Below are 15,262 nucleotides of genomic sequence, written 5' to 3'. Positions count from 1 at the left end.
GGGGGGGGGGGGGGGGGGGGGGGGGGGGGGGGGGGGGGGGGGGGGGGGGGGGGGGGGGGGGGGGGGGGGGGGGGGGGGGGGGGGGCGGGGGGGGGGGGGTTAGGGGAAGGAGGTGGAGGGTGGGTGAGGAGGTCACTATGGGATGGGTGGGGGAGTAGACGATGGGGGGTGGGTGGGGAGGGCGGATGTTGCCCTATCGGGGTGGGTGGGGATTGTCTAGTGTGCGGGTTTTCGGAGGTGTGGATGAAGGTCGTGGGGAGTGCCCTGCTTGAGGTCGAGCGTGGGCGGTTGTGGCAGGCGTTGCGGGATCCGGCTGTGCTGGTGCGCACGATTCCGGGGTGTGAGCGGCTGGAGGCGCTGGGCGGGGACGCGTACCGGATGACGGTGAGCGCGGGGGTCGCCTCGATCAAGGGGGTGTACGAGGGCGAGGTGGCGCTGTCCGACTTCGACGAGCCCGCGTCGTTCGTGCTCAAGGCCAGCGGGCAGGGGGCGCCGGGCACCGTGGACGCGACGGTCACCGTACGGCTGGCGGAGACGGACGGCGGCACCCAGGTCGACTACGACGCCGAGGCGGTCGTCGGCGGCATGATCGGCGGCGTCGGGCAGCGAATGCTCGGCACGGTCGCCAAGAAGACCGCCGCCGAATTCTTCACCGCCGTCGAAACCCACCTGACGACCCCCGCCCTCCCAGAACCCCACCTGGTGGCCCCCGGTACCGAATCTCAGCTGGTGGCCCCCGGCACGGAACCCCACCTGGTGGTCCCCGGCGCGGAGTCCCGGTTGGGCACGGCGGCCACCTCTGCCGGTACGGAAGCCCACCCGGCGGCGGTAGCCGTCCCCGCCGCAACGAAGGCCCACCCCGCAACGGAGGCCCACCCCGCCATGCGGCCGGGGACGACGTACGAGCGGCCTGCGGGGGCGGTGAAGGCGGGGGTGCCGCCGTGGACGATGCTTGCCGCGTTCGGGGCGGGGGCGGGGGTGGCGCTGGGTAGCGCCGTGATCGGGTGGGTTCTCGGGCGTACCGCGCGCCGCCGCTGACCCACCGCTCCCGTGGCGGCCCTGCCCGGAAGGATCAAGCAATGTCACGGAGTCTCGCGGTAGAGGATCTCTGGGCGTAACGTGGCGAGTATGCGGGAGGCACGAGCGGAGGACGCCCGGACACAGGCCAGGGAGCTCATCCGTGATCTTCTTGGTGAGGAGCGGCCGACCGCCTCGGCGCTGGTGCGGGAGGCCAGGACGGTGCTCGGGCCGGCGCGGACCGAGCGGTGTCTGGAGCTGGCCCGGTGGGCTCCGCTGACGCGGCGTTCGACCGAGCTGGCGTCGCTCGCGGGGCTGCTCGTCGGCACCCGTGAGCTGGGCGCCGGCTGGTGGGAGCAGGGCAGGGGCGGCAAGCTGCCGCCGCCGGACGAGGCGCTGTCGTCGGCGACCGCGGTCGACCCGTGGACCGACCTCACCGTGCTGGAGATGCTCTCCGCGTGGATCGCCGACGACTCGGCCGACGAGCGCTGGGGCCCCGCGGTGGCCGCCGCCGACCTGAACTCCTGGCAGTCCGAGGACCGCATCAAGCTGCCCCAGGCGGCCGAGCCGGGACAGCGGCTGGTGGTCGCCTTCGACGCGGGCGGCCGGCTGGACGCGGTGGTCGTGCGCCGGGCCGACCGGGGTCTCGGTTCCAACCTGGACTTCGCGTCGCTGCGCTACTCGCGTCCCGCCGAGGCCCTGTGGAGCTGGGGGGTCGCCGCCGGGCTCGGCCCGCATCCGCTGGAGGGCGAGCACCCCGACCCGTACGAGGCGCCGGTGGAGTCCGGCGCCGCCGACCCGCTCCGCTCCTGGGCGCTGCGCCACGGCGCGACCCTGGAGCAGACGGGTTCGCCGTGGCGGCGCAGGGGCGAGGTGATCGCCGCGATCGAGCGCGTCGACTGGATGTGGCGCAGCGGCGAGTGGTTCGCCTGGTGGCGGGCCGTCGCGGCGCTCGCCGACGGCGACGGCGCCCGCCTAGCCGCCCGGATGGACGACATCGACGCCGAACCCTGAGCCAGGGCCACCGGCATCGACGCCGACCCCCGAGCTCAAGGCCGGTCGCCATCGACGCCGACGTCCAAGGCGTGGGGGCGGCATCTATACCGACGTCCGAAGCGCGGGAGGTCGGCGCCTGCGCCGTGGGCCGGGTGGGCTCGGTGGGGGCGGGGGTTCAGACCTTGCGCCAGCCGGGGGTCCAGGCGCCGTCCTCGACGGTGTAGTCGCCGAACAGCGCCGGGGCCTCCTTGGCCATCAGCTCTCCGACCTTGCCGAAGAGGAGCCGGATCTCCTCCTCCGCGCCGGGGGCGGTCCGGCTCTCGATGACGTGCCGCAGCGTGCGGACATTGGCCGTCCACACCAGCCCGGTCGCCACGCCCTCGGGGGCGAACCGCCGCATGAAGGACGTCTTGGCCTTCTTCTCGGCGAACGGCACGCCCTCCTCGTCCAGCCCGAAGTGGCCGGCCATCCAGAGCTGGAAGGACTCCATCCGCTCCAGCAGCTCCGTGGCCCTGGCCATCAGCTCCTCGTCGCGCTCGGCCCACTCGGGGAACCAGAACGGCAGGTCGTCCAGCCGGACGAAGCGCAGCGACTCCTGGGACACGGCGGTGCCGGCCCGGTGCCGGACGAGTTCGTGGGTCGCCACCCGGCTGACGTTGTGGATGACGAAGGAGAAGCTCACGTGCTCCAGCACCGAGCCGTGCGCGCTGGCCAGGATGTTGCGCAGGTATTCGTCCTGGTCGGTACGGATCCGGCTCACGTTGGGGTTCAGCCCCGGCTCCCAGGAGCGGTAGCACGTACGGCCGGCGAACTCCGCCAGGTTCTGCGCGTCGTCCAGGTCGCCGCGGTCCACCCGCTCCAGCCAGCTCTCCCCGCCGACCTCGGCGAGGTAGCCGGCGACTTCGTCGTAGTCCAGGCGCGGCCGGGCGACGAGGCGGACCTGAGGTTCGACGCGGCGCAAAGTGATCCTCCGAAGCAGATAGGGAACGGTCGGCCAGAGTGTCCCACGTCCGCCGCGTCCCGCCCGCGGCACCCCGCCGGGAGGGCGTGAAGGTCAGGCGTCCGCGCGGTCGAGTTTGGCGACCGCGGTGTCGCCGGGGGTGAGGAGGCGGCCGTCGGCGGCGCGCACCTCCAGCGGGCGGAGCGGGCGGCCGTGCCGGAGGTCGGTCAGCTCCGAATGCGGCTCGCCGGGGTCGAAGAAGTGGGCCTCGCCCCACTGCCGCAGCGCCACGATGACCGGGAAGAGGTCCCGGCCCTTCGGCGTCAGGACGTATTCGTGATGGCCGCCGGGAACGGGGACCGTCTCCAGGACGCCGCCGGCGACCAGGGTGCGCAGCCGCGCGCTGAGGATGTTCTTCGCCACTCCGAGGCTGCGCTGGAACTCGCCGAAGCGCCGGCTGCCGTCGAAGGCGTCCCGCACGATCAGCAGCGACCACCAGTCGCCGATCGCGTCGACCGACCGCGCGACCGGGCAGTCGCTGTCGTCGAACCGGGTCCGCCTGACCATGACATCCTCCCACCGTCTCCAGTTGCAACATGCTACCAGCCCGGCTACCGTCCTGCTGGTGGCAAGATGCAACCAAAAAGTGGGCGAGCCGCCCACCCTCCTGCTCGCCCTGGCCGCCGGGACCTCGGTGGCCAACGTCTACTTCGCCCAGCCGCTCCTGGTGACTCTGGGCGCGGACTTCGCGATCGGCCCGGCGGCGCTCGGCACGATGGTCACCCTCACCCAGCTCGGCTACGGGCTGGGACTCTTCCTCGTCGTGCCGCTGGGCGACCTGGCCGACCGCAGGCGCCTCGTGGTGACCCAGCTCCTGCTGCTGGCCGCGGCGCTGGTGGCGGTCGGCACGGCGGCGTCCGCGGCGGTCCTGCTGGCCGGGATGGCGGCCGTGGGACTCCTCGCCGTGGTGACCCAGACGCTGGTGGCCTGCGCCGCGTCGCTCGCCGTACCCGCGAGGCGGGGCGCGGTCGTCGGGACGGTGACCAGCGGCGTGGTCGCCGGCATCCTGCTGGCGCGCACCGTGTCCGGCCTGCTGGCCGACTTCGCCGGGTGGCGGTCGGTCTACCTCGCCTCGGCGGCCCTGACCTGCGCGGTCGCCGTGGCGCTGCGCCGCGCGCTGCCGCCGGGCGGGCCGCCCGCACCGGGCCTGACCTACGGGCGGCTGCTGCGCTCCACGGTCACGCTCTTCGCCCAGGAGCGCCTGCTGCGGCTCCGCGCGGTCTTCGCGCTGCTCATCTTCGCGGCTTTCAGCACCCTGTGGAGCAGTGTCGCGCTGCCGCTGAGCGAGCCCCCGCTGTCCCTGTCACACACCGCGATCGGCGCGTTCGGGCTGGCCGGGGCGGCGGGCGCGGCGGCCGCCGCGGTGGCGGGCCGGCTGAACGACCGCGGCCACTCGCGGCGGACCACCGGCGTGGCGCTGGCCCTGCTGGCCGCCTCCTGGCTGCCGCTGGCCCTCACCCGGCAGTCGCTGTGGGCGCTGGTCGGCGGCGTGATCGTCCTCGACCTGGCCGTGCAGGCGGTGCACGTGACCAGCCAGAGCCTGATCTACCCGCTGCGGCCGGACGCGGGCAGCCGGCTGATCGGCGGCTACATGGTCTTCTACTCGATCGGCAGCGCCGGCGGCGCCGCCGCCGCGACCGCGCTCTACGCGGCGGCCGGCTGGACCGCGGTGTGCGCGCTGGGCGCCGCGATCAGCCTCCTGGCGCTCCTGGTGTGGGCGCTCACCCGGCGGACGGTAGAGACCTGACGACGTTCCGCCCCGGCCTTCGGCACACTCCGCCGATTCGGCGTTCGTCGCGGGATGGGTAGACACGAGGGCATGCGCAGCATCCGTATCGGCGTCGACACCGGGGGCACCTTCACCGACGTGGTCCTCGTGGACGAGCAGACCGGTGAGATCACCACGACGAAGACCCCCTCGACCCCCGCCGACCCCGCGGAGGGGTTCATGGCGGGCGTGGCGAAGATCCTCGGCGGCGCCGGCCCGCGCGACGTCACCGGGATCGTGCACGGCACCACCGTGGCGACCAACCAGCTCCTCGAAGACCGCATCGCCGACCTGGGATTCGTCACCACCGAGGGGTTCGAGTTCATCCTGGAGATCGCCCGGCAGAGCGTCCCCGACGGGTACGGCAACTCCTACTTCTGGGTCAAGCCGCCGCGTATCGTCCCGGTGCACCGGGTGCGGACCGTCGGCGGGCGCCTGGACCACCTGGGCCGCGAGGTCCGGCCGTTCGACGAGGCGGCGGCCGTGCGGGCCGCGCGCTGGTTCAGGGAACGCGGGATCGACGCGATCGGCGTGTGCTTCCTGCACTCCTACGCCAACCCCGGGCACGAGCGGCGGATGCGCGACGTGCTGGCACGCGAGCACCCCCGTGCGGTGGTGTCGATCTCCAGCGACGTGCTGCGCGAGTACCGGGAGTACGAGCGGTCGGTGACGACGCTGGTGGACGCCGCGGTCAAGCCGACGATGCGCCGCTACATCGCCAACCTGTCCGAGCGGCTCCAGGCGCCGTTCTCGGTGATGAAGAGCAACGGCGGCGTGCTGTCGGCGGCCGAGGTCGTGCACCAGCCGATCACCACCGTGCTGTCCGGCCCCGCGGCCGGCGCGCTCGGCGCGGCGCTGATCGCCTCGCAGGCCGGGCGCCCCAGCGTGATCACCCTGGACGGCGGCGGCACCTCCACCGACGTGGCCGTGGTGGTCGACGGCGAGCCGTCGCTGACCACGGAGGGCTCGGTGGGCGGCTACCCGTGCAAGATCCCCATGATCGACATCGTGACGGTGGGCGCGGGCGGCGGTTCGGTCGCCTGGATCTCGCCGGAGGGCACGCTGAAGGTCGGCCCGAGGTCGGCGGGCGCCGATCCCGGCCCCATGTGCTACGGCCGCGGCGGCACCGAGGTCACCGTCACCGACGCGCACGTCTTCCTCGGCCGCGTCCCCCCGCACCTGCTCGGCGGCGAGATCCCGCTGGACCCGGCGTCCGCCGCGCGGGGCGTCGAGGCGCTGGCCGGGAAGCTCGGCCTGACCCCGGAGCGGACCGCGACCGGCATCCTGGAGATCAGCGCCTTCAACCAGTGCAACGCGATCCGCCGGATCACCGTCCAGCGCGGCCTGGACGTGCGTGACTTCCCGCTGGTGACGTTCGGCGGGTCGGGGCCGCTGCTGGCCTGCCGGCTCATCGACATCCTCGGCCTGCCCGCGGTCCTCGTGCCGCCGGACCCGGGCAACGTCTCGGCGTTCGGCCTGCTCACCGTGGACGTCAAGAACGACTACGTGCGCACCTGCGTGACCCGCGACCTCGACCTCGGCGCCGCCGCGCGGATCTACGCCGAGCTGGAGGCGGAGGCCGCCGCCGCGCTGGACCGGGAGGGCTTCACGGAGCACGTGCACGTCCGGGGCGCCGACCTGCGCTACTACGGCCAGGCGTACGAGGTGCGGGTGCCGGCCCCGGCCGGTCCGATCGGCGCGGCCTGGCGTGACACGGTCCTCGACGCCTTCCACACCGCCCACGAGAAGCTCTACGGGTACGGCTACCGCGACGACCCCCGGCACGGCGTCGAATGGGTCAACCTGCGCGTCTCGGGCATCGGCCCGATCACCCGTCCCGCTCCGCGGCGGCCGGTCGCGGGTCCGGCGGGCCCGGTGGCGCCGCGGTCCCGGCCGGTGTTCTTCGACGGCCCGGGGGAGGCCCCGATCCACCGCAGGACCGACCTGCCCGCGGGCGCGGCCGTCCCCGGTCCCGCCGTCATCGAGGAGTACGGCTCGACCGTGCCGGTGCACCCCGGCTTCACCGCCACCGTGGACGACCACGGCAACCTGATCATCCGCCCGGCGAAGGGGGCAGACGCGTGACCGCGGACCCGATCCTGGTCGAGATCGTCGAGGGCACCCTCGCCTCGGTGGAGAAGGAGGTCGAGACGGCGATCGCGCGCACCGCCCGCTCGCCGATGATCCGCGACGCGCACGACTTCCGGGCCGGCATCCACGACGCGCGGCTGCGCAAGCTCACCGGCCGGTCCTACTCCGCGCTGGTCCAGCCCGTCGTGCGGGACTTCCCGATCGCGGAGATGAACCCCGGCGACGTCTACTTCCACAACGACGTCTACCTGTCCGAGGGCGGCATCGGCCACCTGCCCGACCTGTGCGTGACGGTCCCGGTCTTCCACGACGGCGCCGTGGTCGCGTTCGTGCAGGCGTTCGGGCACCACGACGACATCGGCGGCGCGGTGCCCGGCTCCATGCCCTCGCACGCCACCAGCGTGTTCGAGGAGGGCCTGATGGTCCCGCCGATCAAGCTGTGGGACCGCGGCACGCCCAACCGCGCCGCCCTGACGATCATGACCCGCAACTCCCGGATGCCCGACTCGCTCGCCGGCGACCTCGACGCGGAGTGCTCGGCCTGCCTGATGGGCGCGCGCCGCCTCGGCGAGCTCTTCGACCGGTACGGCCGGGCCGCCGTGCAGGCGTGCTTCGACGCGATCATCGCCAAGACGACCGAGACGTTCCGCCGCGAACTACTCGCCAAGATCCCCGAGGGCACGCACGTCTGGGAGGACTACGCGGAGCACGACGGGGTGGACGAGCCCCGGCTGCACGCCCAGCGGATCACGCTCACCGTGGACCACGCGGCGGCCGAGCCGCTGGTGATCGACTTCACCGGCACCTCGCCCCAGGCCAAGGGGCCGATCAACCACGCGGGCGACTACGCCGACGGCGTCTTCCTGAAGAAGTGGCTGGCGCCGGTCCTGCGCAACCTCGCCGACACCCCGGAACGGATGGCCGAGCTCGACGTCAACGAGGGCGTCGTGCCGCTGATGAAGCTGATCTTCCCTGAGAAGGGCACCCTGCTCACGCCGATCTTCCCCGCCCCGACCAACGCCCGCACCTTCGTCATCCTGCGCCTGCTCGGCGTGCTCGCGGGCGTCCTGGCCAAGGCCACCGGCGGGCGGATGCCGGCCGACCAGGAGACGATCCGCTACACCGGCGTGTACGGCACGGCCGCCGACGGCTCGCCGTACCTGATGCGGGAGGTCCTCGGCGGCGGATCGGGCGGGCGGTGGTACGCCGACGGCGAGGACACCATCCACGTCGTGCCCGACTCGCGGAACATCCCGGTGGAGTTCGCGGAGTCGCGCTGGCCGTTCCGGGTCGAACGCCTCGGGCTGGCCGTGGACAGCGGCGGCCCCGGGCTCTACCGCGGCGGGCTCGGCTACGACAAGCACGTGCGGATGCTGCGCGACGCGTCGTTCATGTCCATCGCCGACCGGGCCATCCTCGCCTGCTGGGGCGTGAACGGCGGGCGGGCCGGGCGGCCGTTCCTGGTCACGATCGACGGGCGGGAGATGGAGGGGCTGGTGGACGACTCGCCGGTGCGGGCCGGCGAGGTGATCAGGATCAGGACCACCGGCGGCGGCGGGTGGGGCTCGCCGTACGAGCGGGATCCCGCGCTGGTCGCCGCCGACGTGCGCGACGGCAAGGTGTCGGCGCGCGGCGCCGCGGACGACTACGGCGTGGTCCTGCGCGCGGGCGCCGGCGGCGACCCCGAGCCGGACCTCGCGGCGACGGCCGCGCTCCGCGACCGGCTCCGCGCCGGGGTGCCGGCCGACGCGCCCTTCTTCGACCGCGGGCCGGGCTTCCCCAAGCTGTCCGGCGGCGGCCGGAGCGCCGAGGTGGACCACCTGACCTGATCCGCCGTCCCCCGCACGGGTCACCCGAGGACGGGGACGGCCTCCTCCGGGCAGGTGGCCGCCCCGTCCACGAGCAGGTCGGCGCGCTCGCGCGGGGAGTCGGCCGCGAACCACGCGTCCTCCTGGCGCATCCAGGTGCGCCAGCGGGGTTCGAGGTGGGCGCCGTCCCTGGCCAGCACGCGGCGCAGGCGCAGGTCGGCGGGCGCCTCGACCCAGACGGTGAACGCGGTGAGGTCCGCCGTCGCCCGTCTGGCCGTGCTCACGCCCTCCAGGATGAGCGCGGGCGCGACCGGCACGTCCACCCATTCGGCGTAGTCGTCGTGCGTCCAGTCGTAGCGGCGGTACCGGCCCGGCAGCCCGCGGGCGAGACGCCGCAGGATCTGCTCCTCTACCAGCCGGAACCACGCCTCGGGCGGCTGGTCCCAGGGCACCGGGAAGTCGTCGCTGTGCACCACCTGGGCGTCGAGCGCGCGGGCCAGCCGCCCGGCGAAGGTGGTCTTGCCCGACCCGGCGGGGCCGTCGACCGCGACGAGCCGCACCGGGCCGCAGGACGGCTCCAGGGTACGGATCAGATCGGCCAACCCGGCGTGGGAGAGTTTGTCGGCCACGCCCTGATTGTCTCGCCGCCTGTGATCGGTGCCGCACCGGGGGTTGCCTTCGCCCGGTGACGCCGGCCGGGCCTCGTACGGATCGACCGTGATCGGCCGTGATCGGCTGTGATCGCTCGGTGGCCGGGGGTCCGGAGCCGGTCGGTGTCGCGCGTTCGAGTCCTGGCCGCGGGGAAGGAACGGCCAGGGGGCCGAGCCGTCCCGGGAGGCGTGCTCCGGCCCGGCGGGGCGGGACGGGGGTGGCGGACCCGGGTGCGGGGAGACGTGGCACCCTTGGCAATCTGGCATAAGGCGACCACAGTGTGTTTCCGGCTCCGATTGGGCTAGGCTCGGCGTCCACCACAGGAGGTTGATCTTGCAGGGACCCCTAGGCGACATCGTTGTACTGGATCTGTCGCGGGCGCTGGCAGGGCCGCATGCGGCCCAGATGCTCGGTGACCTCGGGGCGAAAGTGATCAAGGTCGAGCACCCCGGGGGCGGCGACGAATCCCGGCACTGGGGACCGCCTTTCGTCGGACCGGATCACGATATTTCCACGTATTTCCTTTCGGTCAACCGCAACAAGGAATCGATCGCCGTCGATATGAAGACGCCGGACGGCAGGGCGCTGATCGAACGCCTGGCCCGCCAGAGCGACGTGCTGATCGAGAACTTCCGCACCGGCGTCCTCGACCGCCTCGGCTTCCCCGTCGCCCGCCTGCACGAGATCAACCCCCGCCTGGTCGTCCTGTCCATCACCGGCTTCGGGCACGACGGCCCGGAGGGCGGCCGGGCCGGTTACGACCAGATCGCCCAGGGTGAGGCGGGCCTGATGAGCCTCACCGGCCCCTCGCCCGAGGAGCCGTACCGGGTGGGCGCCTCGGTGGGCGACGTCCTCGCCGGCATGTACGGCGCGTACGGCGTGGTGGTCGCGCTGCACGAGCGGGCGCGGACCGGGCGCGGCACGGTGGTGCGCACCTCGCTGCTCGCCGCGATCGTCGGCGTGCACGCCTACCACGGCACCGCCTGGACCGTGGGCGGCCAGGTGCCCAGGGCCCGCGGCAACCACCACGCCTCGATCGCGCCCTACGGGGCGTTCCGGTGCGGCGACGGGATGCTGCAGATCGCCGCCGCAAACGACACTTTGTGGCGAAAAGTCGCCACTCTTCTCGACATTGATCCAGATATGCCGAAATATGCGTCGAATAAGGATCGATTTGCGCATCGGGATGAGCTGATCGCCGATATGGAGAAGGCACTGGCGGCGCACGAGCGCGCACACTGGCTCGCCGAGTTCGACCGGCTGGGCGTGCCCGCCGGTGCGATCCGCTCGCTGGACGAGGTGTACACCTGGGAGCAGACCCGCTCCCAGGGGCTGCTCGCCGAGGTGGACCACCCCGTCCTCGGCCGCGTCACCCTGCCGGGGCCGCCGCTCCGCTTCGACGGGGCGGCCCCGGCCACCCACACCGCCCCGCCCGCCCTCGGCCAGCACGACCAGGCGGTGCTCGCCTGGCTGGCGGAGCGCGAAGGACCCGAGCGGTGACAGCGCCGCTCCGCCCGGACGCGCGCACGCTCATCGACGTCGTGCTCGACCCGGGCTCCTGGAAGTCCTGGGACACGCCGGTGGACGACCCGGCGCCGCTCGGCTCCTCCTACGCCGAGGAACTCGCCGCCGCGCGGGCCAAGTCCGGCTACGACGAGGCCGTGGTCACCGGTGAGGGCCTGCTCGGCGGGCGCAGGGTCGCCGTGGTGGCCTGCGAGTTCTCCTTCCTCGCCGGGTCGATCGGGGTGGCCGCGGCCGAGCGGCTGACCGCCGCGGTGGAACGGGCCACCCGGGAACGGCTGCCGCTGTTCGCCGCCCCCTCCTCGGGCGGCACCCGGATGCAGGAGGGCGCGCTCGCCTTCGCCCAGATGGTCAAGATCACCGCAGCGGTGACCGAGCACAAGGCCGCCGGCCTGCCGTACCTCGTCTACCTGCGGCATCCGACGACCGGCGGGGTGTTCGCCTCCTGGGGGTCGCTCGGGCACGTGACCGCGGCGGAGCCGGAGGCGCTGATCGGCTTCCTCGGGCCCAGGGTGTTCGAGTCGCTGCACGGCTACCCGTTCCCCGAGGGCGTGCAGGTCGCGGAGAACCTCTTCGCGCACGGGCTGGTGGACGCGGTGGTCTCCGCCGGGGAGGCCAGGGAGATCGCCGTCCGGGCGCTGGCCGTGCTCTGCGCGCCCCGCGAGGGGCTCGACCCCGGTCCGGAGCCGATCGGCCCGGCGCACCAGGTCCAGGCGTGGGAGGCGATCAGCCGTTCCCGGCGCGACGACCGGCCCGGCGTGCGCGCCCTGCTCAAGCTCGGCGCCGCCGACGTCACGCCGCTGCACGGCACCGGCGCGGGCGAGAACGACCCGGGCCTGCTGCTCGCGCTGGCGAGGTTCGGCGCGGCCCCCGCCGTGGTGCTCGGCCAGGACCGCAGCATGCAGCGCGGCGTCTCCCGGCTGGGCCCCGCGGGGCTGCGCGTCGCGCGGCGGGGCATGCGGCTGGCGTCCGAGCTGGGGCTGCCGCTGGTCACCGTGATCGACACCTCCGGCGCCGCGATGTCCAAGGCGGCCGAGGAGGGCGGCCTGGCCGGGGAGATCGCCAGGTCGCTCGCCGACATGGTCATGCTGGACGCGCCCACCGTGTGCCTCATCCTCGGCCAGGGCGCGGGCGGCGCCGCGCTCGCGCTGCTGCCCGCCGACCGGGTGCTCGCGGCCCAGCACGGCTGGCTCTCCCCGCTGCCGCCCGAGGGCGCGTCCGCGATCCTCTACCGGAGCGTGGACTTCGCCCCCGAGATCGCCGCCGCCCAGGGGGTACGGGCCGCCGACCTGCAACGCGACGGCATCGTGGACCGCGTCATCCCCGAACTCCCCGACGCCGCCTACGAGCCCGAGGCGTTCTGCCGCCGGGTCGCCCGCACCCTGGAACACGAGATCGCCGTCCTGCTCGCCTCCCCGGCGGAGGATCGGCTGACCGGCCGCCTGACCCGCTACCGCCACCTGGGCGCGAGGTGACCGGTCACCGGCGTGCCGGGTGCGGCGGCTCGTCCACCCGCCGGCTCTCCCCGTCCCGGGCGTCGCACCGGCACCCGTTTCCGTGCCGGTACCCGTGCTGTGGCTGTGCGGTGCCACGGCGGCCGGGCCGGAGGCTAGGGCCGTACGTGCAGCCCGAAGCCCGAGCGGCCCGCGGGCTCCAGCCCTTCCTTCAGGTGCAGCGACGGGATCTCGTAGTCGCCGAAGTTCTGCCGCCGGAACGCGATCGGTTCGGTCGACTCCAAGGTCAGCAGCCGCTGCTCCCAGGCCTTGGCGATGTCCGGGAAGTCCTCGTCGGTGGTCCGGTCCGTGCCGTACAGCACGAACGGCGGCAGTACCTCGATCCCCGGGTAGTACAGGATCCCGTGCTGGATCGGGAACAGCAGGTCGTCGATCGGGCCGTTGATCCCGCGGTCGGCGTAGTGCGACTCCGGGCCGCCGGCGGTCACCGACAGCAGCGCCCGCCTGCCCGCCAGGGTCCCCTCGCCGAAACGCTCCCCGTACTTGACGTCGCTGTGCTCGCCGACGCCGTACGCGAAGTGGTACGTGAAGACCCGGTCGACCCAGCCTTTGAGGATCGCCGGCATCGCGTACCACCACAACGGGAACTGGAAAATGATCATGTCAGCCCACAGCAGCTTCTCCTGCTCGGCCCGGACGTCCGGGGTGAGGGCTCCGGTGTCGAAGGCCCGCCCCGAGTCCGCGGCGACCTTCAGCGGGCTCGAAGCGGACGGGCCGAAGTCCCCGGCGTCCACGACCGCCTTCCAGCGCATCGCGTACAGGTCACTGACCCGCACCTCGTGCCCCGCCTTCTCCAGCGTGGCCACCGCCAGGTCCTTCAGCGAGCCGTTGAGCGACCTCGGCTCCGGGTGGGCGTAGACGATCAGCGTCTTCATGTGAACTCCTTGGAATCGGCTGGCTCCGATCCTGCACACCCGGGGCGCCGCCGTTCAGGGGCGCCACTTCCGTCGGACCCGGCTTCCTGGTACCGGCAGGGCCACCTTCCCCGCCGGCACCCGCGAGATACTTGACCGATGGACGATCTCGCGGGCTTCCTGCGCACCCGCCGCTCCCGGGTCGACCCGGCCGGAGCGGGCATTCCGATCGACAGCCGCCGCCGGGTCCAGGGGCTGCGCCGCGAAGAGGTCGCGCACCTGTCCGGGGTGAGCGTCGACTACTACGTACGCCTTGAGCAGGGCCGTGCCACGCAACCCTCGGAGCAGGTGCTCGACGCGCTCGCGCGGGTCCTCGGGCTCGACGACACCGAACGCGGGCACCTGTACCGGCTGGCCCGGCAGCGGCGCCGGAAGGCGAAGTCGCCCACCGGGCGGCTGCGCCCGGAACTGCTGCGGGTCCTGGACCTGATCACCGACGCGCCCGCGTTCATCGTCGACCACCGCCTTGACGCCCTTGCCGGCAACCGCCTCGCCCACCTGCTGTTCGGCCGCCCCGTGGAGGGCCTGAACACGGCCAGGCACATCTTCCTGGAGGAGACCGAGCGCGGCCTGTACGCCGACTGGGACCAGTGCACCCGCGACGTGGTCGGTCACCTGCGCCTGGCGGCCGGCAAGTATCCTGAGGATCCGCGCCTGGCCTCGTTGATCGGGGAGCTGGCGATGGGCAGCGAGCGCTTCCGGCGCCTGTGGGCCCGCGCGGACGTGCGGGCACGGACCTACGGGCGCAAGGCCTACCGGCACCCCCTGGTCGGGGAACTGGAACTGCACCAGGAGAACTTCGCGACGCCGGATGAAGCAGGCATGGAGCTGCTGGTGCTCTCGGCGGCCCCCGGCAGCCCCTCCGCGGACGCCCTGCGGCTCCTGGCCGGCCTGGACTTCGACGATGCCGTACGTCCCACGGCGCACCCACAGCTGGGTGGGTAACAGCCCCGGGACAGGCACATGCGGTCCTGACCCGGGCGAAGGAGTGCGGCGGCCGAACGGACACGCCGGCGGGGTCGCCGACCCCGGAAACGTCGATCACGTCACGGAGACACCTGGAGACGCCCCCGGTCGACCGGTTACGGCTCGGACTTCGCCGGAGTGAGCGGGACGGGGACGCGCTCGATGCGGATGGAGAAGACCTCCTCGCGCGGGACGACCACCTCGTAGGCCCCGTGGTCGACCATCCAGTAGCCGAGCGCCTCCGCCTTCATGCCGCTGTGCCCGGTGTAGGCGATGTGCAGGCCGTCCTCGTCCTCGTCGAGGACGACGCACGGCTCGCCGCCGAAGGCGCCCACGGTGCGCACCATGACCAGCCAGGCCAGCTCGCCCCGGGAGACCGCCCGCCGCCAGTAGCCGGACACGGCGGTGAAGCCCTCGGCGGCCTCCTCGCTGAACAGCACCACCTCGTCGGGCTCGGCGCCGAGCGCCGCCGCGTAGGTGCGGCCGCCGAGGTGGGCGACGAAACCCGAGGCGATCGGCTCTATCTGGGTGCTCATCGCGGCCTCCCGCCGGTAGGGGCGGCGGCCGGACGCCAGGTGAGCCCGTCGTAGACGCCGAACAGGCGCTCCTCGCCGGGGGTGATGTGCACGATCTCCGCCCCGGCCGGGATGGGCATCGGCATCGTGTGGAACTGCGGGACGACGTGCTCGCGCGAGGTGGTGAAGCCGTTGCCCGCGAACGGGGCGGTGTCGCTCCAGTCGCCGCCCATGTGCGGGCCGTAGGGCACCAGGTAGGTGTCGACGTCGCGGGCGAGCCAGCGCATCACGTAGACCTCGGGCACGTCGGGGGTCAGCTCGGAGCCCTCGAAGCCCAGGTCGAGCGCCCAGTAGTACTGCGTGGGCGTGCTCAGCCGCGCGCAGTCCTGTGCGCGGTAGACATAGCCCGAGATGACGGTGCGCTGGCCGGACAGATAGGGCACCAGCAGCCGAGGGGGGATGACCTTCAGCATCTGTGTTCTTCTGCCCGGCTCGTTCACG

At 73.4% G+C, this 15,262-nt stretch carries 14 protein-coding genes; 8 read left to right on the top strand and 6 right to left on the bottom strand.

From position 1 onward, the window contains the following. Positions 1 to 243 precede the first annotated feature (243 nt). Together QSK26_RS34570 and QSK26_RS34565 are read left to right on the top strand one after the other, a co-directional pair. Entirely contained in the window at positions 244 to 1,038 is a 795-nt protein-coding gene (locus QSK26_RS34570; RefSeq protein ID WP_285779535.1) for an SRPBCC family protein, read from the top strand. 90 nt (positions 1,039 to 1,128) lie between these two features. Continuing rightward, positions 1,129 to 2,031, top strand: coding sequence for a hypothetical protein (locus QSK26_RS34565; RefSeq protein WP_285779534.1), 903 nt, complete (start codon positions 1,129 to 1,131; stop codon positions 2,029 to 2,031). A gap of 157 nt (positions 2,032 to 2,188) precedes the next feature. Here the strand turns inward: QSK26_RS34565 and thyX are convergent, their stop codons facing one another. Then, complete coding sequence (gene thyX / locus QSK26_RS34560; protein ID WP_285779533.1) at positions 2,189 to 2,974, bottom strand: FAD-dependent thymidylate synthase; 786 nt, start codon at positions 2,972 to 2,974, stop codon at positions 2,189 to 2,191. Between the two features lie 93 nt (positions 2,975 to 3,067). Next, positions 3,068 to 3,520: a winged helix-turn-helix transcriptional regulator gene (locus QSK26_RS34555; RefSeq protein ID WP_285779532.1), complete on the bottom strand. Its 453-nt coding sequence runs from the start codon at positions 3,518 to 3,520 to the stop codon at positions 3,068 to 3,070. Between the two features lie 58 nt (positions 3,521 to 3,578). On the opposite strand from QSK26_RS34555, the gene QSK26_RS34550 reads away from it, so the two are divergent. The 3 genes from QSK26_RS34550 to QSK26_RS34540 all read left to right on the top strand — a co-directional run bounded on the left by QSK26_RS34550 (position 3,579) and on the right by QSK26_RS34540 (position 8,701). Then, positions 3,579 to 4,760 (top strand): MFS transporter, encoded by a 1,182-nt coding sequence (locus QSK26_RS34550; protein WP_285779531.1) that lies wholly within the window; start codon positions 3,579 to 3,581, stop codon positions 4,758 to 4,760. Positions 4,761 to 4,832: 72 nt separating this feature from the next. Continuing rightward, on the top strand, positions 4,833 to 6,866 hold the full coding sequence (locus QSK26_RS34545) for a hydantoinase/oxoprolinase family protein (RefSeq protein WP_285779530.1): 2,034 nt from the start codon (positions 4,833 to 4,835) through the stop codon (positions 6,864 to 6,866). Then, positions 6,863 to 8,701, top strand: a complete 1,839-nt coding sequence (locus QSK26_RS34540; RefSeq protein ID WP_285779529.1) for a hydantoinase B/oxoprolinase family protein — start codon at positions 6,863 to 6,865, stop codon at positions 8,699 to 8,701. Before QSK26_RS34545 ends, QSK26_RS34540 begins: the two co-directional genes overlap by 4 nt. A gap of 20 nt (positions 8,702 to 8,721) precedes the next feature. On the opposite strand, the gene QSK26_RS34535 is transcribed toward QSK26_RS34540, so the two are convergent. Beyond that, on the bottom strand, positions 8,722 to 9,309 hold the full coding sequence (locus tag QSK26_RS34535) for a uridine kinase family protein (protein WP_285779528.1): 588 nt from the start codon (positions 9,307 to 9,309) through the stop codon (positions 8,722 to 8,724). Positions 9,310 to 9,664: 355 nt separating this feature from the next. Between QSK26_RS34535 and QSK26_RS34530 the strand changes: the two genes are divergently transcribed. Together QSK26_RS34530 and QSK26_RS34525 are read left to right on the top strand one after the other, a co-directional pair. Further along, a complete protein-coding gene (locus QSK26_RS34530; RefSeq protein WP_285779527.1) occupies positions 9,665 to 10,831 on the top strand; it encodes a CaiB/BaiF CoA transferase family protein in 1,167 nt (388 codons plus the stop codon). Then, positions 10,828 to 12,327 carry a carboxyl transferase domain-containing protein gene (locus QSK26_RS34525; RefSeq protein ID WP_285779526.1) on the top strand — a complete coding sequence of 500 codons (1,500 nt, stop codon included), beginning with the start codon at positions 10,828 to 10,830 and terminating at the stop codon, positions 12,325 to 12,327. The genes QSK26_RS34530 and QSK26_RS34525 overlap by 4 nt, the downstream gene beginning before the upstream one ends. Positions 12,328 to 12,461: 134 nt before the next feature. Here QSK26_RS34525 and QSK26_RS34520 read toward each other — a convergent pair whose 3' ends face one another. Beyond that, complete coding sequence (locus QSK26_RS34520) at positions 12,462 to 13,241, bottom strand: NAD(P)H-dependent oxidoreductase (protein ID WP_285779525.1); 780 nt, start codon at positions 13,239 to 13,241, stop codon at positions 12,462 to 12,464. Positions 13,242 to 13,379: 138 nt separating this feature from the next. Here QSK26_RS34520 and QSK26_RS34515 point away from each other — a divergent pair, with 138 nt between their 5' ends. Beyond that, the gene (locus tag QSK26_RS34515) at positions 13,380 to 14,225 is read left to right on the top strand and encodes a helix-turn-helix transcriptional regulator (RefSeq protein WP_285779524.1); all 846 of its coding nucleotides are present in this window, start codon (positions 13,380 to 13,382) and stop codon (positions 14,223 to 14,225) included. A 137-nt stretch (positions 14,226 to 14,362) separates the two neighbouring features. On the opposite strand, the gene QSK26_RS34510 is transcribed toward QSK26_RS34515, so the two are convergent. Both QSK26_RS34510 and QSK26_RS34505 read right to left on the bottom strand, forming a co-directional pair. Continuing rightward, positions 14,363 to 14,782 carry a UCP033725 family protein gene (locus QSK26_RS34510; protein WP_285779523.1) on the bottom strand — a complete coding sequence of 140 codons (420 nt, stop codon included), beginning with the start codon at positions 14,780 to 14,782 and terminating at the stop codon, positions 14,363 to 14,365. Further along, positions 14,779 to 15,261: a hypothetical protein gene (locus QSK26_RS34505; protein WP_285779522.1), complete on the bottom strand. Its 483-nt coding sequence runs from the start codon at positions 15,259 to 15,261 to the stop codon at positions 14,779 to 14,781. The genes QSK26_RS34510 and QSK26_RS34505 overlap by 4 nt, the downstream gene beginning before the upstream one ends. Between the last annotated feature and the right edge of the window lies 1 nt (position 15,262).

Source organism: Microtetraspora sp. NBRC 13810, from assembly GCF_030268685.1.
In the GTDB taxonomy this organism is placed as follows: Bacteria; Actinomycetota; Actinomycetes; order Streptosporangiales; family Streptosporangiaceae; genus BSRQ01.
The sequence above is the reverse complement of the archived record's forward strand: the minus strand, read 5'-3'. Positions and strand labels throughout refer to the sequence as shown.